The organism is Gimesia algae (genome assembly GCF_007746795.1).
Taxonomy (GTDB): domain Bacteria; phylum Planctomycetota; class Planctomycetia; order Planctomycetales; family Planctomycetaceae; genus Gimesia; species Gimesia algae.
Genome location: NZ_CP036343.1, coordinates 6,330,425 through 6,350,488 on the forward strand (window position 1 = coordinate 6,330,425; position 20,064 = coordinate 6,350,488).

The following is a 20,064-nucleotide window of genomic DNA, read 5'->3' on the forward strand; positions in this document are numbered from 1 at the left end:
GCTTGAGCCAGAGTATTCCCATGCGGTTCACAATCAAATTCAATCCGCCTCTAATCATTTGTGTGTTATAGTTTTAAAGGTTCCACTATGAATGAAAATCAAAACACAACCTGTCTCTTAATTCATACCTGTGATCGAATCAGCTCTGCAGATACAGTCCATTTGAATTAAAGACATTTCAAAACGCTCTCCCCTCTGGTGAGGAGAGCGTTTTGTTTTCACAAATCACAAACCTTGCTCAGAAAGAAGCTGCCTATGAAGGTACTTGTTGTCGATGAAGTAGGATATACCTGTTACGTGCATACCAGGCTACTAGAGGAACTGGGGTATGAAGTCATCTGTGCCTCTTCCGGATTTGAAGCACTCTCGATTCTGGAAATGGACAGCAAAATAAAAATCATGTTTTCAGAACTCGTGATGCGGGAACTGGACGGACTGGATCTGTTCCTCAAGGTTCAGAAGCAGGAACGGTATAACGACGATGGGCAGTTGGATTCACCCATGTTCTTCCTGCTCACGTCACTTCAGCCGGGCAATCAGTCTCATAGCCGTCAACTGGAGCGACTGGAACTGGCCAAGAAGCTGGGCATCACAGGGGTCATTTACAAAACGCGCGACCGGGAAGAATTAAAACAGTCCTTTGGCCACAGTTTGAAAACGGCGCTGGGTGAACTCTCCGAGACTGCTCCACTTGATATCCAAACACCGGCACAACACCTCTGTGAAATCATCACAGTCATCATCGAATCGAAAAATCTGGAAGCAGCAGAAGAGTTTTATGACTTGATCAAATCGCAGACAGAATATCTGGAATACTTTATCGAGAGCTCTCACAAACAGGTGGAAACCGCTTAACAACTGCATGGCATAATAATATTTCCGCCGAAGGTTCCCCTGTTATCGCTCACATTCCTGACTCACTTCCCTGCTGTACATCACAAGTACTTCAAGCCTGTGAAAATTCATGGCAACTGGATTGTCAACAGTGTAAGATTCAGAATAGAGACTGCAGAGTCACTGTTCCCTGTAAACTTCCACTCGCCTGACTTTTTTCACGAAACCAGAAATCATGGCTGATCAGAAAACACTGCTGGCAATTGGCGCCCACTTCGATGACTGCGTTTATGGAGTCCCCGGCATCATGCTCCAGGCAGTTGCCAAAAATTACCGCGTCGTCCAGCTCATTCTCATTGGGGACTACAGTAACTGGCCTCCCACCAAAGGGCGGGAAACAGAATTCCGCAAATCGGTATCAAAGATCGCCAGCGAATATGGCGTCGAAACCCGGTATCTGGACTTCGCCTCACATCAGTACGACACAAACGCAGAAACCAAACAGAAAGTTGCCGCCGCCGTTTACGAGATCAAACCAGACATCGCACTTCAGCTCTGGGAGTATGATCATCACCACGACCATACGGTCGCATCGCAGTTGAGCAAAATTGCATTAAATCATGGCGGACGCGTATTGAATGAAGATCGTTTCCGTGGACCGCGGACCATTTACCATTATGATAACGGTCCAGGCCATACCATTGGTTTCGAACCGGACACCTTCGTGGATGTCACCGAATACTGGCAGAAATCCATGGAATGGCTGGGGCGCTATATGGCATTACAGAGAAATATAAAATATGATCCTTCTCAGACCAACGGTGCCCTGCAGGGAAAAGAAACACTGGCCCGCTATCGCGGACAGACGTGTCGCGTTAAATACGCTGAAGCACTCTGGGCGCCCCGCAAGCAACCCGTCAACATACTTTAGTAACAGACATCCAGTTTAACTTTTAACTCTTCGAACAGAAAACGCATTTTCATGAGCATCGCTGAACATATCAAGTCCTCTCTCCAACTCCCTACCTTTGTGGTCAACGGATATCTCGAAGATCTGACGGATGCCGACCTGCTGGTGCGTCCCGCAGAAAAATCCAACCACATCAACTGGCAGCTAGGACATCTGATTCAAAGCGAACAGTTCCATACGTCACAGGTCTGCCCTGACGTGGTACCAGAGCTTCCCGCCGGTTTCAAAGAGCGTTACACAAAAGAGACCGTGTCCAGTGACAATCCTGCCGACTTCCTCAGTAAAGCAGAACTGGTGGAACTGATGCATAAACAACGCGAAGCCACTCTCAACGCTCTGTCGAAGTTCAGTGATGAAGAACTGATGCAGCCCGCTCCGGAATCAGTCAGTTACCTCGGCCCCACAGTGGGATGTGTTTTCGCAGGCGAAGCCACCCACTGGATGATGCACGCCGGTCAATGGTCGGTTATCAGACGCATTATCGGAAAGCAACCGCTGTTTTAAACAGAGCAGGAGAATTATCAGGAGTACCTCCGTATGCATAATATCTGTTCTTACGATTCACCAGAGCCAGAATTTGTCCAACCTGATTATCGAAAATGGGAAGCAGTCCAGATTGGAATGAGTCGAGAGGACGTCGTTGCCTTACTCGGTCCCCCGCTCAAGGATCCTTATCGGGCTGATGCAAATTGTTCTTATGGGCATTTAGACATGCCGATGCTTCCCCAGCGGCGCACTTATGTGTTTTTGATTGGGTATGATGAAAACGAGAGAGTCTTTAGGAAAACAGATCCTTTCATGGGAAAACTGTCACTTGACGGTACTCCTTCGAAACCGGAAATCATCATTCCTGTTTCAGGAACAGCTTTTTCACACTATCCCCGGGTCCTGGACTGTCGCTGGTATCCCAGTTCGGGTGAATACCCCATCACTTATACCATAGAAGAAAGTTGCGCCAGCCCCCTGGAGCCGAGAATATTTTATAATCCTGTAGAGCTGGATTCTGAAATCCCGATTCCTTTTTATATGTTTAATTTTGGAGGATCACAACCAGGAAGAATTCGGGTTAAGGCCAGAAACAGACTTGGCGAAAGCGAATGGTCTGACTATTGTTATTTCGATTTTTCAGTACGAGAAACAACACCGGGTTAATACAACACGCTTCTCAGGGAGACGCTTCCGGCTCTGACATCGTAAATGGCTCCGGTTGAATCCACCGTGTATAACTGCGGGGTGAGCCCGGCAGCTTATCCTGTGCCTCAGGTGTATCCACCGTGACCCCATACAGATATCCATTCATTTCTCCCACCAACCGCGTATGCAGAATCTGATTCTGAGGATTCTGATGGACTAACAATCGAATGCTTCCCTCAAGCGCAGTCGCGATCTTAAAATCCCCCGCAGCCGATTCCTTGAATGTGAAAGTTTTTTCGAATTCATCCCGCATGCGTTGAGTCGCCCGAAAAGTGCCCCCGGTGGGACTGACCACTTTTTTACCACGAAACAGAACATTGCGGTCATCGTAGGCCATCACGATCAGACTGCGGCCTTTATCACTCTGCAGCCAGTCGGAAAACTTTTTCCCATGTCCGTCGGCGGTGCTGAAGGAATAGTTCGCGTCGAGAAACACAAAGCGGTCTACTTCAGGGGGAATCGAATCAGAGCCGTTCAGGTAACCCCACAGAAAACTTCCCCCGCCACTGTGACAGGCCAGCGTGAGCCGTGGATCTTTGAGCGGTATCTGTTTGAGAATCGCAGCGATGACATCACGAATCAACTGGGGATTGTCAGGATGGCGGGCTCTCCACCCCGGCCAGCTTAAGCCTTTCGCTTCCAGGCAGACCAGGATCAGATTCTCCCGCTCATTCAACGACTGACACTGACGATGCTGGGCTGCAATGTGCTGGATATCAAAATGCCAGTCTCGACCAGCCTTCTGCTCACACCCCAGTGTCTGTTCAATCGTGTTACCGTTTGGCGTGGTAAACAGCACCACTCGATTGATACGCCGCGGCTTTATTCTTTCAGGACGAGGCGCAACAATGATCGCCCGCACCTCGGGCCCCGGCTTCAGATACTGATATTGCTCATCAAACCACGGGCTCTGCACGTAGCCATTCCAGAGTGGTTCTGCAGCGAATAAATTTTCACTGCAGACAACAATCACAGACATGATGATGATCTGAAGCAGATAGCGCCGCATATTGAATACCTCAGAGTAGACCATGTAGAAATACGAAAGGTGACACATCCGTTAAGTAGGAATCTTTCTCATCAGCATCTAAGATACCATACGCAACAAAAAAAAGACAGCCACTCAATTGAGGGCATTCTAAAACAATCCATCCATTTTCCTTATGAGCACAGGACACTCAGTAACACATGAGCCCGCTTTCGGTAGAAGAACTGTTTGATCACCTGGGAGACTCACAGTTGGAACAACTGGTCGCCGCATTTTATCGTGGCGTCCGCAGCGACGAGATCCTCAGCCCGATGTACCCGGCTGACGATCTGGACGGGGCAGAGTATCGGCTGAAGGAATTCCTGGTGTATCGTCTCGGCGGGCCACAACGCTATCTGACAGAACGAGGGCACCCAGCTTTGCGAATGCGGCACGCCCCGTTCGCCATTGATCAGAGTGCCCGTGACCGCTGGATGGAACTGATGACCGCCGCCATGCAGGAAGTCGAACTGTCCGACGAGATCAGACAGACTCTTGAACCGTTCTTTGATCAGATGGCAACCTTTCTGATCAATCGTTAATGCGTCTCACTCATACATGGAAAGAGTTGAAAACATGAATCTGGACGAACGACTCAAAACGGACTGTCACATTGTATGTGAACTCGAACAATCAACTCTGCTACTGTTGAACAACTCACTCGTCGACTGGTTGATCCTGGTCCCGCATGGTGAAGAGATTGAGCTGACCAACCTGCCATTCACACAGCAGACGGCTATTCTCGGCGAAGTCAATCTTGTTGCCCGTTTCATTCAGCAGACCTGTGCACCAGATAAACTGAATATAGCCACACTGGGAAATGTCGTCAGCCAGTTGCACATTCATGTCATCGGCAGAAAGCATACTGACCCGTACTGGCCGGCCCCGGTCTGGGGACAAACCCAAAGTGAACCTTACGTTAAAGAACAAGTGCAACAGATCAAAGATCAATTTACCGCCTTTCTGAACTCAGCAAATCATCAGGCAAGTTGATTCATACAACAGATCCAGTTACCCCATTTTTTACAGAGTACAACCATGATAACTCAACCACTGCGAATTGGAATTCTGGGCCTGATCCACGATCACGTCTGGGACCATCTGCCTCAGCTGCAACATTCAGACAACGCGGAACTGGTTGCCGCATTTGATACGAACCAGCCTCTGCGAGAGCGAATCCAGACTGAATACGATTGCCCTGTATATGCTTCCGAGGACGAACTGTTTGAAAATCATGACCTGGATGGCGTCTATATTTTCAGCAGTAATCAGCAGGGCGCCGAACTGACATTAAAGGCTTTGAACCGCGGTCTGCCGGTCATGATCGAAAAACCGATGGCTGCCAACCTCGCGCAAGCAGAGCAGATGCTGGAAACCGCCCGAGCGCAGGGAGTCTGCCTGATGGTGAACTGGCCGTTTGCCTGGTGGCCTCAGATGCAGCATGCCGTCAATTCCGCCCTGGCAGGTGAAATTGGTGATCTCTGGCAGGTCAAATATCGCGCCGCACATGCAGGACCAAAAGAACTTGGTTGCAGCGATTATTTTTGTGAATGGTTATTTGACCCCAAGTGCAACGGTGGCGGTGCCATGATGGATTACTGCTGTTATGGCTGTGTTCTGGCCAGTTCCCTGATGGGGATTCCCACATCCATTCTGGCGAGTGGAGGAGCATACCGTCCCGAACCCCTGGGAGTCGAAGACAACGCCATCATCGTTATGAATTACCCGCAAGGCATCGCGACTGCCGAAGGCTCCTGGTCGCAAGTGGGTAAACTGACGGCCTACGCCACCGCCATTTACGGCACCCAGGGAACCTATATTGTAGAACCGCAAAAAAAGGGACGCTTGATGCTGGCTACCGCCGAACAGCCGGAAGGGACAGAAGTCAAAGTTCAATGCCCGGTTCTGTCATTACAGACTGCCACCGAACACTTTACCCATTGTATCAGGACGGGAGAAACTCCCTGGGGGTTGTGTGCTCCGGAGACGAGCCTGGAAGCACAACGGATTCTGGAAGCAGGAATGCAACAGCTGAACCAGAGATAACTCCAATTGAGACCTGTTTTTAGAAACAGGGCCTTTTATTGATCCCGCCAGAGTCCTAGAATGGAAGCAGATTATAAGCCTGAATCCGGTTGAGCGCCGCGTTTTCAAAAGCCGTCGAACCTCAACCGCTAAGGTTCTATGAAATACGCACCAGACTCTTACATAAGGATTTTATCATGTCACCGTCGCATGCAAAAGCGGGTGAAGTGCTTACTGTTGCCCCTCTCGGATCTGCTCTGGAGTCGACGAAAACAACGACCCTGATCAAGACCGAAGATCTGGAGGTCATTCGCCTGATCATCAAAGCAGGGAAGACCCTGCCCAATCATTCTGCGCCAGGCGTCTTAATAGTCCAATGTCTGGAAGGCCATGTCCGTTTTAAATGTCTGGGGGAAGACCACGACCTTAAAGCCGGGCAACTGCTTTATCTTCCCCAGGCCGAAACTCACGCCGTCGAATGTATCGAATCAGCGGCGTTACTGTTGACGATTGTTCCTTCTCACTCCAAAAAACCGCCACTCAATAGAGTGGACGAAGCCTCTGATGAATCGTTCCCGGCAAGTGACCCTCCCGCCTGGACCGGAGTAAAAGGCTCCTGAAATCAGATTTCAGACCGGTAACAAACTGTGGTTTTCATCAGCGTTTTTCCGGAAGTTGCCAGCGTATCTTCCCAGGACAGGCCGGGGTCCTTAAAATTGAGGGAGGCCTGTGTAAATCGATTTTCTAAGACATCGTTTTCACAGGGTTCCTGTCACCCGGCTACTGGACGAGGAGTGTGCTATGAGAACCATTCTATTAATCATTGTATCAGGCCTTATTTTCACAGGTTTGGAAAACGAGAACAGGACTCTCCCACTCTTGTCATCTCAAGCGTTAGATCTGCATGCGGCAAAGCCACCCGTTAAAAAGAATCCGACTCAGGAGCAGATTTCGGAATTCATGCGAACCAAGCTGGACAGCTCAAAAGAGGTCCTGGAAGGTCTGGTTGTGGAGGACTTTGAGTTGATCCAAAAGGGTACGCAGAAAATGATCGAGATGAGTAATGCCACAGAATGGCAACTTGTAGAAGGTCCGGTTTTTGCACAGCAGAGTGCCGAGTTTCGTAATGCAGCCAAAGATGTCTTAGCATTTGCAAAGAAAAAAAATATTGATGGTGCATCCCTCAGTTATCTGCATTTGACCATGACCTGTATCGCCTGTCATAAACAGATCAAAAAATCTGCCGTCGTCATGCAGGAAGCCTTCACCCCGGAACACGTTCTGGTAACTCTCAAGTCAGAGAAATAATAAGATGCAACGTGAGCTACTGGAAAAGCAGCTACGGGAACAGAAAATCGAGCTGGTGCGTGCCATGTATGTTGGCCCGGATGGGATCACCCGTGGGAAAGCTTTCCGCCCGGACGATCTGGAAATGATTCTGGAAAGTGGTATTGGTCTGACACAGGCCCAGATGTCGGTGACAGTCTTCGATCATCTCCCACCACTTAGTCAATATCAACCAGTGGGTGAAGTCCGCATCCGTCCTGATGTAGACACGTTCCAGGTTCTACCTTACCTGCCAGGCCACGCCCGGATGCTGGCAGATGTGGAAACGCGAGAGGGCGCTGCCTGGGAACTCTGCCCGCGCAACCTGCTCAAAAACTTTCTCAACAAGCTTTCTGCGCAGGGTATGCAGATGCAGGCTGCTTTTGAGAATGAATTTACGCTGTTAGAGCAAACGGAATCAGGTTGGGAACCAGTCGACCAGTTAAACTGTTTCAGTTCTGCAGCCATGGACCTGGCCAGTCCGTTCATTCTACCTCTCATATCTGCGTTGGAACAACAGGGCATCAAAGTAGAAAAATACTACCCCGAAGCAGGTCCGGGTCAGCAGGAAATTCCGATACGGCATCAAGCCGGATTGCTGGCGGCTGATCAGCAGGTTATTTTCAAAGAGACCGTTCGAGGAGTCGCGCAGGCAAACGGTTATCGCGTCTCATTCATGCCTAAAATTTCACCCGCCTTTGCCGGTAATGGATGTCACATTCATTTCAGTCTGTGGAATGAAAACCAGAATCTGTTCTACGATCCGACGGGCGAATTTCTGCTCTCACAGACAGCACGGCAATTCATGGGAGGCATCCTCAAACACCTGCCCGCTTTAATGGCGTTGACAGCACCGACCACCAATTCCTACAAGCGGTTTGTGGAACGCTGCTGGAGTTCAAGCTATACCTGCTGGGGTCCCGATAACCGTGAAGCCACAGTCCGCGCTGCATCCGGATTCCAGGGGCAGGAGGCAGCCACCATCAATCTGGAGTACCGTCCCTGCGACCCGACCTGCAATCCTTATCTGGCACTCTCCGCTCTGATCTGTGCTGGCCTGGATGGCATCGAGAATCAGCTTGATCCGGGTGATCCCCTACTGACTGACCCGGCGCTACTGACTTCGGAAGAACAACATTCACTCGGTTTGAACGCTTACCCGCTCGACCTGGAATCTGCCCTGTCCGCGCTCGAACAGAACTCTGTGCTGCTGTCAGGATTCGGGGAAAGTCGGATTAATGATTATCTCACCATGAAACGGGCAGAAATCGCTCTGATTCAATCGCTGGGAGACGACGGCGAACGTCAGGCCTATGAGTTTCGATTTTAAGAAACAGGAAACGAGAAGCGTTTTCCATGCTCTCTCGGGGGAGCTGTTCCATTATTCCTGATCTGGTAACCTGGTGTTTTACTTCACATCATTTTTCGTTTATCATTTCATTCAGTCAGATCAATAACTGAAGCAAAACCCTCCTGCCAAATTCACATATTTTCCGAATGCAACTAACCATGCCAGAACTTACTGCAAAAGTCACAAATGCCATGGTCTCTCCTTCCTCTCCCCAGAGCGCTAAAATTGCAGAACAGATTTGTAATCGAATCCAGAAGGAAAAACTCACTCCAGGATCGTTTCTGGGAACGGTTGAAAGCCTGACGGATCAATATCGCGTTTCGCGGTCCGTCATCAGGGAAGCCGTCGGAACACTGCGTGGATTAGGCATTGTCACAGGGCGTCCGAAAGTGGGAATATCGGTCGCCCAGGGAGATATTGCTTCCATCCTGCAGAAAGTTCTGATACCACAGATGTCACAACAGAAAGGCTGGATGGAAATCGCCCGTTTTCGCGTTGTAATTGAAATCGGATCGATGCCACTCGTCGTGGAAAATATTCAACCAGATCTTCTGAATCGTCTGCAAGAGATTGTTTTTGAACAGTCAGAACTACTGAAGAATCAGAAGCTGGAACCCGAGTTCCTGCTGCAGGAATTTGCAAAAAAAGACATGCTGTTTCATGAAATCCTTCTGACTGCTGCCGATCAGAACCTGATCTCACAGTTCCATCAGGTCGTGGTGAATTATTTTCAACAGGGAATTCAACATTTTCCTCCTCCGACCGATCTGTTTGTGGAACACCACCAACAGATCGTTGATGCCATCAAAGCCCGCGATCCCATACTTGCAGTCGAACGGATGACTCGACATCTGCAACCGGTTCTGACAATGATCAGTTCCCTGAGAGAGCATTAAGGATAGGTCTTTACAATAATTATACGGCATCAGAAGTCAGAAGATCACCTTTCACAGCAGCGAGGTCTATTCCATGAAACCAATCCTGTCAGTTCTGTTTCTGTTCTGCGTGCTGACCATGAACAGTCTGGCTGAGGAAACGATTCTGGATATCGGTTCGCGACGTGAACTATTTGTAGATCGTTTTCTGACAGGCGCGCTTGATAATGCTGAACTGAAGCTGCATACACCGCAACTCATGCCCGCTGTGACTCCAGCGCGACCTCACGGTCATTATGCCACAGTCCTCAAGTCAGACAGGGGATATCAGTTTTATTACCGCGGTGATACCAAACCGGGAAATCACTGGAAGAAAGGCTGGGAGCAGTATCACGAGGGAGAAGTGACCCTGTATGCCGAGAGTTCTGATGCGATCCACTGGACACTGCCTCACCTTGGCATCTACCCGGACCGTCCGACATTTCCCCAAGGCAATGTCGTGTTGATGAATGAATTTCTGGTCAATCATAACTTCACTCCCTTTATCGATACCCGACCAGGAGTCTCTGAATCCGAGAAATATAAAGCATTGGGGGGACTGGCCTACCAGCCGAATCAGCATCTGGAAGTCAAACAGCGCCGCGGGCCTGGGGGACTCAAAGCTTTTGTCTCTCCCGATGGAATCCACTGGAAACCGCTCCAAGAGGAACCTGTCATTCCTGAAGAGTGGGGGAAATACTTTGACTCCCAGAACTATGCGTTCTGGTCCGAAAGCGAACAGACTTACGTCTGTTATTTCCGCCGCTTTATCAAAGGCTATCGAGGCATTGCCCGGACCACCTCTCAGGACTTCCTTCACTGGACACCGCTCGTCGAAATGCATGCGAATTTACCGAACGAACATCTTTATACCGCCTGCACGCAACCCTACTTTCGCGCACCGCATATTTATTTTGCTCTGCCAACCCGTTTCATGGCGAAACGCGGCGCTGCCACCGATATTCTGTTTATGAGTACCCGTGGCAGTGCGCAGTTTGACCGGGAATTTACTCAGTCGTATATCCGACCCGGAATCGGCCAGGATGGCTGGGCTAACCGGGCCAACTATGCTGCGATTGGTATTCACCAGACCGGTCCCGCAGAAATGTCTTTCTTCCTTACAGGTGGTCGCCGCTATGTGACTCGCCTGGACGGAATCGCTTCCGTCAATGCACCTCTGGACGGCGGAACCCTGGTAACGAAATCGTTGACGTTTGCTGGCGATGAGTTGGAGATCAACTATTCTACCAGTGCCGCCGGTCAGATTCTGGTCGAATTGCAGGACACTTCAGGAAATCCACTACCCGGATTTTCACTGGCTGACTGTGAACCAATCTTTGGTGATCACATCGCCCGCATCGTGAAATGGAAACAGGGTTCCGATGTATCCAGCCTGTCAGGCAAACCAGTCCGGCTGCGTTTTGTGATGCAGGACGCAGACCTGTATGCATTAAAATTCAATCAACGAAAATAATCATTTATACGGTATCAATTCCGCAAAAAGCGGAATTGCTGCCCCGCATTCGGTTTTGAGCAATATCCTGAATCGGTATGCTTTAGACGTGACATGAATTTTCGCTTTTACGTATTAAGGATACCACTATGAAACCGTTTCGGGACACGTCCCTTTTCGTTTTATCACTGCTCATGATTTCGGCATGCGCTGACAAGCCAGCCCCCAACGAACCGGCTGCCACCCCGGCTGCAAAAACAGAGAAATCAGCTGAAACCCCCAAAGCAACAGTGCCTGAAAGTGAAGTGAAACTGGCGGAATCTCTGAAAGCACTGGGAGCGAAACTGAAACAGGATCAAGCCGGCTATGTGATTGAGGTCGATTTCCGTGGAGTCAAGATTGATGATGCAGCTTTGAAAGACATTGCAGGTCTATCGCATCTCCGTTCCCTGCTGCTCAACGAAACTCCCATCACCGACGCGGCACTGGAACCAGTGGGGAAAGTCACGACCCTGGAAAACCTCGACCTGCGAAACTGCTCATTAAATAACAAAGCCATTTCTTATCTGACAGGACTGTCGAAACTCAAAGCACTGCGTCTGTCCGGCAACTCCGATATTGATGATGATGCCATGGCAGACATCAATCAATTAACCAACCTGAAAGCGTTAATGCTGGATTTTCTCTGGGTCAGCGGTGACGGTCTTTCTCAGATGAAAGATCTGCAAAAACTCGAAGAACTCTATCTGGCAAAAACGCTGGTGGACGACGATGGGCTCGCGACACTGCCCCAATTCACCAAACTGAAGAAAACACGACTGTCACAGAATCAGATCTCAGACGAGGGGCTGGCGGTCTTCGCTAAAATCCCGCAACTCGAAGAACTCGACCTGAGTGAAAACAGCCTGCTCTCGGATGCCGGCATGAAACATCTGTCCGGACTGGGAGCACTGAAAAAACTGAACCTCTGGCGAGTCGGCCTGACCGACGCCGGTGTCGAACCCCTGCAGGGACTGACCAGTCTGGAATGGTTAAACCTGGATAATACCCGATTGACCAATGCTGGTCTCAAATACCTGAAAGACATGCAGAAACTGGAATTTCTGCATCTTGGTTCGACAGCAGTCTCAGATGAGGGATTAAAACATCTGGAACCACTCACCAGTCTCAAAGATCTGAAACTGACGCGAACCGCGGTCACCGAAAAAGGGGTTGCTGAATTGAAAAAGAAACTGCCAGACACAGAAATTCAGCTGAAGTACATTGAAGGCCAGTAGCCCGGCTCACTCCCAGTGGAGGAGCCGGACATTACTGGATGGCTTTCGAAATTAAACCACTTCCCAGCCGGCACGGTACTCTTTCGTGATGTACTGGTCGGCTTCGGGACAGTTGGTGGCTTTCAGGCTGGCAGCATCCCAGTCCAGTGCTTTCTTGGCACGGAAGGAAACATTACCCAGCAGAACCGATTCGGTCAGAGCACCAGAATAATCAAAGTTGCAGGTTGTGGGTGAACCATCTTTGCAGGCTTTGATCCATTCCGCATGGTGTCCGATCGAATTCGGAATGCTCTGCTTAGGAGGAGTGAAATCAGCAAATTTTTCCTTGGGGAATAATTTATAGCTGCCGTAGTTGGCAAACATACTGCCTTCCGATCCGACAAACATCACTCCACTGCCGGGAACACGTTCGCCGGCGACTTTTTTCGGAATCATGTTTCCGTCGTACCAGGTCAGGTTGACCGGTACCAGATCGCCCCGTTTGGGGAATTTGTAGCGAACCGTCAGTCCGTGCGGACAGGCTTCCGGATGTACTTCCGGGCCTTCTGCTTCACAGTGAGTTGGATGCCGTAGTTTCAGAGCCCAGAAAGGCAGGTCCATGTAGTGGCAAGCCATATCGCCCAGTGTTCCCTGACCGAACTGCCACCAGCGACGCCATTGTGCGGGATGATAGCGTCCTGCTGCGTAAGGACGTTCGGGAGCGGCTCCCAGCCACAGATCCCAATTCAGATTTTTGGGAGGTGCCTGAGTTTCCGTAGGCAGATCTCCGCCTCCCCAGCCTTTACCAACCCAGACGTGGACTTCACCAATATCTCCCAGAACACCGGATTCCACGATTTCAACGACACGGCGATAATTGTCACCCGCGTGAATCTGTGTTCCCAACTGAGTGGCGACCCCCTGCTTCTTTGCCTCTTCCGCGATGATGCGTGCTTCCTGAACCGTGTGGGTTAGAGGTTTCTCACAATACACGTGCAGTCCTTTGCGAATCGCACGGATGGTCGCGGGAGCATGATGATGGTCGGTCGTACCAATCACGACGGCATCAATTTTTCCTTCTTCGCTTTCCAGCATCTCACGATAGTCGGCATACAGACGGGCATTCGGGAAACTGGCTGACGCGCGATCGAGATAATTACTGTCCACATCGACCAGGGCGACAATATTCTCGCCTTTCACGCCATCCACATCAGCGGCTGCCCGGTTGGCTGTACCGATGCAGGCGATGTTCAACTTACCGTTGGCAGACTTTGAAGCGGCGGGAGTAACTCCCGTCCAGACACCGGCTGAAATCGCAGCGGCACCAGCAGTGGTGGTCTTCAGAAATTCGCGACGACTGAAATTTGAATTCTTTTGCATTAATCAATCCCATTAAAGAGGCCAGCCAACAGGATGCGCGACTGGCAGGTGTGAGTATTGATTGACTGTCATAGTCAATTCATCATGGTTTGGTGAGCATCTGCAGTGTTCTTTCTACGTGTCAGCAATGGATTTGCTGGAGGTTTCTCATCTGAAACCGGCAGAAAAGAGAGTCAGATCTCACCTTTTAATTTAACATTCCTTATTTATGGTAATTTGAATCACCATCTGTGACTATTCCAGATTGAATCTGTTTTTCACTTTCTTTGAGAAAGAGCCGTTTGTGATAGCACAGTGCCTGACCTCAAAACCTGTTCAATTCATGATTTAAGGGGCAGATGACTTCTGAGTGATGTAGACCATTTTTGGCCCGCGTTCGAGCTTACCTTCCAGAATTTTGACATCGATTGTCTGTTCTCCTGCATGTAATTTCACATTCTGGAAGACATGTTCACTTTTGCCGGCGGGCACTTCGGCATGAAACAAATCGTGCCCGACCTGCACCGTCATTTCGATGGTGGACTGTTCCTGCTCTCTGCCGAACAGCACTTTGATATCATATGGTCCCGTCTGTTCAATGGTCACCAGCCATTGACCTCGCGCATCACTGGTCCAGCCTTTCCCCTTGGGACCGGAGTAGCGCCAGTCCTGTCGCGTGAGAACGGTCGTCTCTTCTTTCGCATTTCCAATATGAATCCGGGGCGGGGCGTAATTATCAGGGCGAGTCGAACTCACATCTCGAAACCAGCTGTTGTATTGCTCTGTCAGGTTTGACGCCAGTGTTGTTTTTGCTCCCGCCAGGTTCTGGCGTTCTGCAGGATCGTTCTGCAGGTGATACAGCTTGCCCGGTTCATCCGGTTTGGAAAACGTCATTTTATAATCTTGTGTGACCACCGCAGCATTCGTGCGGGGCTGAGGTTCATCCCCCCGATGCCACTGCAGAAACAAAGACCGCTCGGGCCACTGATCGGCATTGTTTTTGAGGAGTGGGAGTACATTGACTCCATCCAGTTTTAAACCCTCTGGTTTTTCAACACCGGTCGCCGCCAGAATGGTAGGAAACAGATCGTAATGGGCGGCGATGGTGGGATTCACTGTGCCCGCTTTCAACTGAGCCGGCCAGTGCGCGATTAATACGGAGCGGATGCCTCCCTCATTCACACTCCCCTTCGCCCCGCGGTGTTCCCCCACATATCGGGGACCATTCGGTCCATTGTCGTTCAGAAACAGGACCAGTGTATTATCCAACGCGTCAATTTTTTTAAGATGCTGAAACAGTTTGCCGATATTCTGATCAATATTTTCGATCATCGAAAAGACACGCGACGTTTTGTCAAACTGTTTTTTGTTTTTGCGTTTCGGGTTCAAATCAAAGTTGTAAGCATCTGTCAGATCCATCGCCTGATATTTTTTACGAAGATCTTCAGGCACATCATCAAACGGACCGTGCGGTGCGTTGGTCGCGATATACATGAATGTCGGCTTGTCCTGGGATTCGTTCTGCTCAAGGAATTGCATCGCATGGTCGAAATAGATATCCGTGCAATAGCCCTGCATCTGTTTCTTTTCACCATTGTGGAACAACACCGGATCGGTATATTTCCCTGCCCCTTCAGGCGGGTCGCTGGGCTGACCAATGCCGCCTCCCCGATGCACGAGAACTTCCTGGAACCCCTGGTCCTGTGGCCGCAGTGGATACGAATCTCCCAGATGCCATTTCCCAAAGATTCCCGTACGATAGCCGGCAGGTGCCAGTGCTTCGGCAATGGTCACTTCAGTCGGCTCCAGCATGGCGCGCCCGATGTACGTATCGATGGCCCGGGTGCGGTAGTTATAACGCCCCGTCATCAGGTTGGCACGGGTCGGCGTACAGACCGGGCTGACATAAAATCGACTGAGTCGCGCCCCGTTCGCAGCCATCATATCCAGGTTCGGCGTACTCAGGTGTTTGTTTCCCTTGAAACCGTAATCCCAGCCCCCCTGATCATCGGTCATGATCAGAATCACATTGGTGTGTTTGTCCGCGTGAACTTGCGTCGCCAGCAGAGAGATGGTCAACACAATCAGCAAAGCAGGGACAATTCGACAGATTTTCAAGTAAGGCATGGTATCGGATCCGGAGGCAAGGATGGAACGAACGTATGAAGGTCTTCTGGAGTGAAACGGTCAATTCCACGCCGCCAGTAAATTTCACCAAAGATTTTCATTCGGTGAAACGGCATGGTATAATCTCAGTCTATGCATTTCATCGGGGCTCTGCAAACAGATTATATGCTGCCTCTCAAAAAAGTAGTTCACCTTTCTCTTTTTGAAAGACGGGAACCCATGCAAGCAAAGCGCTTCTGCTGCCTGATTCTGTGTCTGACCGCGATTTTGAGCACTGCTCAGGCCGAGGAAAAACGTCCCAACATCCTCTATATCATGTCGGATGACCATGCCGCGCATGCCATCGGTGCTTATGAGAGCAGGCTGGCGGTGCTGAATCCGACCCCCACACTGGATCGGCTGGCCAGTGAGGGTATACTGCTGAAAAACGTATTTTGTACGAACTCGATCTGCACTCCCAGTCGAGCCACCCTGATGACGGGACAATACTCGCACGTCAACGGCGTGACCACACTTAACGGTGCGATTGGACCGGAACAGCAGCATCTGGCAAAACTCATTAAATCAGCCGGTTACGAAACAGCCATGATCGGCAAGTGGCATCTTAAAAAAGAACCGGCGGCGTTTGACTTCTACACGGTGCTGCCCGGACAGGGAAGTTATTTTAACCCCGTCTTTCGTGTTCGTGGTCCCCTGCCCTGGCCAAAAAATGAATTCCGTGCCGGCGGTTACGATTCGAGACACTCTTCCGATGTGATCACCGATATCTCTTTAAAGTGGCTGAAGAACCGCAAGCAGAAAGACAAACCCTTCTTCCTGATGCATCACTTCAAAGCACCGCATGACAACTTTGAAAATGCGGAACGCTATGACTGGCTGTATCAGGATGTCGCCATTCCCGAGCCCGACTCTCTCTGGCACCGTGGTCAGCATGGTCCTTTGCATCAGGCACTCTATGGTACCTCTGTCGGACCACGCAATCAGCGGCGCAATATGGGGCATCATATGTTTGTGGACCAGCATCTCTCTCCTGAAAACTATACACGGGAAGCGTATCAGCGTTATCTGAAAAAGTTCCTGCGCTGTGTGCGTGGCGTTGATGATAACATTCAGCGTCTGCTGGAACATTTGAAACAGACCGGCGAGCTGGATAACACGATCATTATTTATACCGCGGATCAGGGCTTCATGCTGGGGGAACACGACTATATTGACAAGCGCTGGATGTATGAAGAATCATTACGAATGCCCTTCATTGCACGCTACCCCAAATGGATTAAAGCGAATTCGAAAAATGAAAACATCATCAATAATGTCGATTTCGCTCCGACGTTACTGGAAATGGCCGGCGTAGAAAAACCGGAATTCATGCAGGGGCGTTCATTTCTGCCGATTCTGAAGGGAGAGGCCGCAGCCGCTGACTGGCCCGATGCAACCTACTATCGCTACTGGATGCATATGGCTCACCATGACAACCCGGCCCATTATGGTATCCGTACAAAAGACTATAAACTGATTTTCTTCTACGGACTGCCTCTGGATGCCCCCGGTGCAGAAAAAACACCGACGCCTCCTCACTGGGAACTTTATGATCTGCGCAAAGACCCACGTGAAATGCAAAATGTGATTGCAGACCCGGCTTACAAGGAAGTACTTGAAAAATTGAAAGCCCAGTTAAAGCAGCTTAAAGAACAGACAGGAGACACAGACGAACGCTACCCGGAACTACAGGCACGCCGCAATGCTTTCTGAGTGTTATTTGCTGACGGTCTCTGCCGACTTCGTTTCAGGAAACAGCTGTGTTAAAGCAGCAGAGATCGATAGTTCGCCATAGAGTCGCTCTGGATTGACATTCCCCAGTGTGACAGCCAGCTCACCTTCACGATTATAAATTTGACAGAAGGGGAGCGTGCTGCCTTCGATGCCAAATTTCTCGTCGCGTTTGACATCAGGCTTCACAGTGCTGATAAAGTTTTCGAAAGGGGCGCGCTGTTCGGTAAGGTATTCATGCACCACCTTGCGATTACTCACATTATCTTCATCCAGATTGATGGCCAGGATCACCAGGCCTTTGGCAGCGTACTCCTGATGCCATTCACTTAAATGGTGAAACGAATCCAGGCACATCGGACACCATGTCGCCCAGTAATCCACAAACACCACTTTCCCGCGATGTTTCTCTATTTCAGCAGGCAGGGATTCAGGTGTGATTTCCTTGAGCTGAATTTCGACCGGAGGCAATGACTGAATCACAGCCTCACGCGCTGTCAACGGTTGTGTTTCCGTCTCTTTCTCTGGTGACTCACCTGACGTGCAGGCAGACAGCAGACAAAGCAGAGTTGAGTAGAGGATCAAATTTCGCATCATGAGAATTACCATTAAGTCTGGACCAGATTTTTAAAATCAGTCAGTTACTTCGAAAATTTAAACTAATTACTCGAGTTGAAAACGCTGCTTGACATTATGTATTTCCCGCCGTTTCTGTTTCGTCGCCGATTCCAGCTTCAGAGCCTCATTCAAATCACGGGCAGCATGCGCGGGTCAGACAGAGGTCGATAGTAAGGCAGCGTTGGAAAAAGGGGCTCTGTGAAGATCAATATGAGATCGTCGAATGACTCCCGTGGTTGTTGTGCCAGTATCTGTTCGGAATCGTCATACAGAAACGTGTTCGAATAGAAAGAGCCGTATAAAACGGAGATGACTGAAACGACGGCAAGTATAATCAGAGTTTCCGCTTTGCGAGTCATATCAGCCTGTTCGGACAAGAATCGTTTCTGAGGAGCCGCCTGAACCAGCAGTTTTGATACAGGACCTTGAACAGATAAGATACCTGATCTTGTGATGTGGGTACAACTAAAAATAAAAACCGCCCGCTCCCCTGTCAGGAAAACGGGAACGGGCGGTGTAGCTACAGGCTGATTCATCAGCACTGGTTTTCAAATCCAGGTAACATACCGCTCAGTATCACTGATTGATGCTGACGACTTTACCATCACTGAACGAATGAAGGTATTGCCAGGTAGGTCCGTCAATGCTGTCAGAAGCAAAATGGACTGATCCATCTACCATCAACACATGAACTCCCCCTGCGTGCCAGCTGCGGGCGATTCCAGAGTTGGAACCATTTGTACTCGTTCCGTTACAACCATTGGGAGTGGAACCAGATCGAATCGTGTAGGCCGTTCCACCAACGGCAGGACGAGCCCATCCATATTTTGCCTGACTTGTTCCGCCGGTGAAACCACACCCTGCTATTTTTGCTTTGTTCTGTGCGAACTCAGAAAAGCTGATTGTATTAGATGTTCCATCGGTGATCAGCCGCAACTTCATGGCAGGATGAGTTAAGGCAGTCCCCGCTTCATTCAACTGTCCATTTCGTTCTGCAAATACACCGGAGGTACCGTGATAACCACACAGCCCATAGGGATGGGTCGAGCCCGCTCCCGGATAATTGTGTGTCGCCATGGTAATCGAAGTGCCTGCTCCATTCGTGACCACATTGGTGTCGGAGGTGCGGTTGTCGCTCGGACAGATATAAACGGGGATCTGTGTACTCACCGCAGGACCGTTCACCGTATCATCATATCGCAAACTCATATTGATCTGATTATATACGTTTGCCTGGTCCAGAAATGGGAGCAGCATGGTGTGCATCGTGTGAAAACTATGCGGAACTCCCGTCGTATTCAGAGCAGTTGCGGTGTAGTTTTGGCAGCAACACGCCTGACCGTTCGCGGAAATGGTAGCACGGGGGAATACTCCCGAAGTCATGTCCAGATAGTTTGCCAGCGCGAGACCGATCTGCTTCAGATTGTTTTTGCAGGAACTGCGACGAGCTGCTTCGCGCGCCTGCTGCACGGCTGGCAGCAGCAATGCAATCAGGATGGCGATAATTGCGATTACCACCAGAAGTTCGATTAATGTAAATGCCTTACGTTTCATCAAGGGGTCTCTCCTTCAATAAATAATAAACTTAAATTAGTAATTAATGACGAAACAACGTTTGACACCTTGGCAGAAAATGCTGTCTTTTGAAAAAGACATCGGGCAGCGATGAAACTGACTTTGGAGAAATATCGAAGGGAATGAGTAATGCTATTGTGCTGTGGAGTGATTTATCTGGTCTGGGATTCGGTCAGTCAGGCAGCGAATATGCAATTCGGCTTTCATGTCTGTAAAGGGTCTGGCTAACAAGCTGTATCAAGTCCTCCTGTGTTACCGAGTAGCA

At 49.8% G+C, this 20,064-nt stretch carries 20 protein-coding genes; 14 read left to right on the forward strand and 6 right to left on the reverse strand.

The genetic code is table 11. The annotated features are described in order from the left end of the window. The first annotated feature begins 255 nt into the window (after window positions 1–255). The 4 genes from Pan161_RS23615 (at window position 256) to Pan161_RS23630 (ending at window position 2,956) form a co-directional block, all read left to right on the forward strand. Window positions 256–855 (forward strand): response regulator, encoded by a 600-nt coding sequence (locus tag Pan161_RS23615; RefSeq protein WP_145231201.1) that lies wholly within the window; start codon window positions 256–258, stop codon window positions 853–855. A gap of 214 nt (window positions 856–1,069) precedes the next feature. After that, the gene (locus tag Pan161_RS23620; RefSeq protein WP_145231202.1) at window positions 1,070–1,765 is read left to right on the forward strand and encodes a PIG-L deacetylase family protein; all 696 of its coding nucleotides are present in this window, start codon (window positions 1,070–1,072) and stop codon (window positions 1,763–1,765) included. 51 nt (window positions 1,766–1,816) lie between these two features. After that, the gene (locus Pan161_RS23625; RefSeq protein ID WP_145231203.1) at window positions 1,817–2,308 is read left to right on the forward strand and encodes a DinB family protein; all 492 of its coding nucleotides are present in this window, start codon (window positions 1,817–1,819) and stop codon (window positions 2,306–2,308) included. A gap of 33 nt (window positions 2,309–2,341) precedes the next feature. After that, the gene (locus tag Pan161_RS23630) at window positions 2,342–2,956 is read left to right on the forward strand and encodes an outer membrane protein assembly factor BamE (RefSeq protein WP_145231204.1); all 615 of its coding nucleotides are present in this window, start codon (window positions 2,342–2,344) and stop codon (window positions 2,954–2,956) included. Window positions 2,957–2,969: 13 nt separating this feature from the next. Here Pan161_RS23630 and Pan161_RS23635 read toward each other — a convergent pair whose 3' ends face one another. Next, entirely contained in the window at window positions 2,970–4,007 is a 1,038-nt protein-coding gene (locus tag Pan161_RS23635) for a hypothetical protein (RefSeq protein ID WP_145231205.1), read from the reverse strand. Window positions 4,008–4,186: 179 nt separating this feature from the next. Here Pan161_RS23635 and Pan161_RS23640 point away from each other — a divergent pair, with 179 nt between their 5' ends. The 9 genes from Pan161_RS23640 to Pan161_RS23680 all read left to right on the forward strand — a co-directional run bounded on the left by Pan161_RS23640 (window position 4,187) and on the right by Pan161_RS23680 (window position 12,371). Next, window positions 4,187–4,567, forward strand: a complete 381-nt coding sequence (locus Pan161_RS23640; RefSeq protein WP_145231206.1) for a globin — start codon at window positions 4,187–4,189, stop codon at window positions 4,565–4,567. A gap of 34 nt (window positions 4,568–4,601) precedes the next feature. Beyond that, complete coding sequence (locus Pan161_RS23645; protein ID WP_197995490.1) at window positions 4,602–5,018, forward strand: HIT family protein; 417 nt, start codon at window positions 4,602–4,604, stop codon at window positions 5,016–5,018. A gap of 45 nt (window positions 5,019–5,063) precedes the next feature. Continuing rightward, window positions 5,064–6,071, forward strand: a complete 1,008-nt coding sequence (locus tag Pan161_RS23650) for a Gfo/Idh/MocA family protein (RefSeq protein ID WP_145231208.1) — start codon at window positions 5,064–5,066, stop codon at window positions 6,069–6,071. Between the two features lie 176 nt (window positions 6,072–6,247). After that, window positions 6,248–6,670: a cupin domain-containing protein gene (locus Pan161_RS23655; RefSeq protein WP_145231209.1), complete on the forward strand. Its 423-nt coding sequence runs from the start codon at window positions 6,248–6,250 to the stop codon at window positions 6,668–6,670. A gap of 259 nt (window positions 6,671–6,929) precedes the next feature. Further along, window positions 6,930–7,358 carry a hypothetical protein gene (locus Pan161_RS23660; RefSeq protein ID WP_145231210.1) on the forward strand — a complete coding sequence of 143 codons (429 nt, stop codon included), beginning with the start codon at window positions 6,930–6,932 and terminating at the stop codon, window positions 7,356–7,358. Between the two features lie 4 nt (window positions 7,359–7,362). After that, a complete protein-coding gene (locus Pan161_RS23665; protein ID WP_145231211.1) occupies window positions 7,363–8,706 on the forward strand; it encodes a glutamine synthetase family protein in 1,344 nt (447 codons plus the stop codon). A gap of 179 nt (window positions 8,707–8,885) precedes the next feature. Continuing rightward, entirely contained in the window at window positions 8,886–9,623 is a 738-nt protein-coding gene (locus Pan161_RS23670; RefSeq protein ID WP_197995491.1) for a FadR/GntR family transcriptional regulator, read from the forward strand. Window positions 9,624–9,696: 73 nt separating this feature from the next. Next, window positions 9,697–11,115 (forward strand): glycoside hydrolase family protein, encoded by a 1,419-nt coding sequence (locus Pan161_RS23675; RefSeq protein ID WP_145231213.1) that lies wholly within the window; start codon window positions 9,697–9,699, stop codon window positions 11,113–11,115. 128 nt (window positions 11,116–11,243) lie between these two features. Next, window positions 11,244–12,371: a leucine-rich repeat domain-containing protein gene (locus Pan161_RS23680; protein ID WP_145231214.1), complete on the forward strand. Its 1,128-nt coding sequence runs from the start codon at window positions 11,244–11,246 to the stop codon at window positions 12,369–12,371. Window positions 12,372–12,422: 51 nt separating this feature from the next. Here the strand turns inward: Pan161_RS23680 and Pan161_RS23685 are convergent, their stop codons facing one another. Beyond that, the gene (locus tag Pan161_RS23685) at window positions 12,423–13,730 is read right to left on the reverse strand and encodes a Gfo/Idh/MocA family protein (protein ID WP_145231215.1); all 1,308 of its coding nucleotides are present in this window, start codon (window positions 13,728–13,730) and stop codon (window positions 12,423–12,425) included. 327 nt (window positions 13,731–14,057) lie between these two features. Then, complete coding sequence (locus Pan161_RS23690) at window positions 14,058–15,836, reverse strand: arylsulfatase (RefSeq protein ID WP_145231216.1); 1,779 nt, start codon at window positions 15,834–15,836, stop codon at window positions 14,058–14,060. Window positions 15,837–16,055: 219 nt separating this feature from the next. On the opposite strand from Pan161_RS23690, the gene Pan161_RS23695 reads away from it, so the two are divergent. After that, complete coding sequence (locus Pan161_RS23695) at window positions 16,056–17,588, forward strand: sulfatase family protein (protein WP_145231217.1); 1,533 nt, start codon at window positions 16,056–16,058, stop codon at window positions 17,586–17,588. Between the two features lie 3 nt (window positions 17,589–17,591). Here Pan161_RS23695 and Pan161_RS23700 read toward each other — a convergent pair whose 3' ends face one another. From Pan161_RS23700 to Pan161_RS23710, 3 genes are all read right to left on the reverse strand, one after another. Beyond that, window positions 17,592–18,203, reverse strand: coding sequence for a TlpA family protein disulfide reductase (locus Pan161_RS23700; RefSeq protein WP_197995492.1), 612 nt, complete (start codon window positions 18,201–18,203; stop codon window positions 17,592–17,594). Window positions 18,204–18,352: 149 nt separating this feature from the next. Continuing rightward, complete coding sequence (locus Pan161_RS23705; RefSeq protein ID WP_145231219.1) at window positions 18,353–18,601, reverse strand: hypothetical protein; 249 nt, start codon at window positions 18,599–18,601, stop codon at window positions 18,353–18,355. Between the two features lie 199 nt (window positions 18,602–18,800). Further along, window positions 18,801–19,778, reverse strand: coding sequence for a DUF1559 domain-containing protein (locus Pan161_RS23710; RefSeq protein WP_145231220.1), 978 nt, complete (start codon window positions 19,776–19,778; stop codon window positions 18,801–18,803). Window positions 19,779–20,064 lie beyond the last annotated feature (286 nt).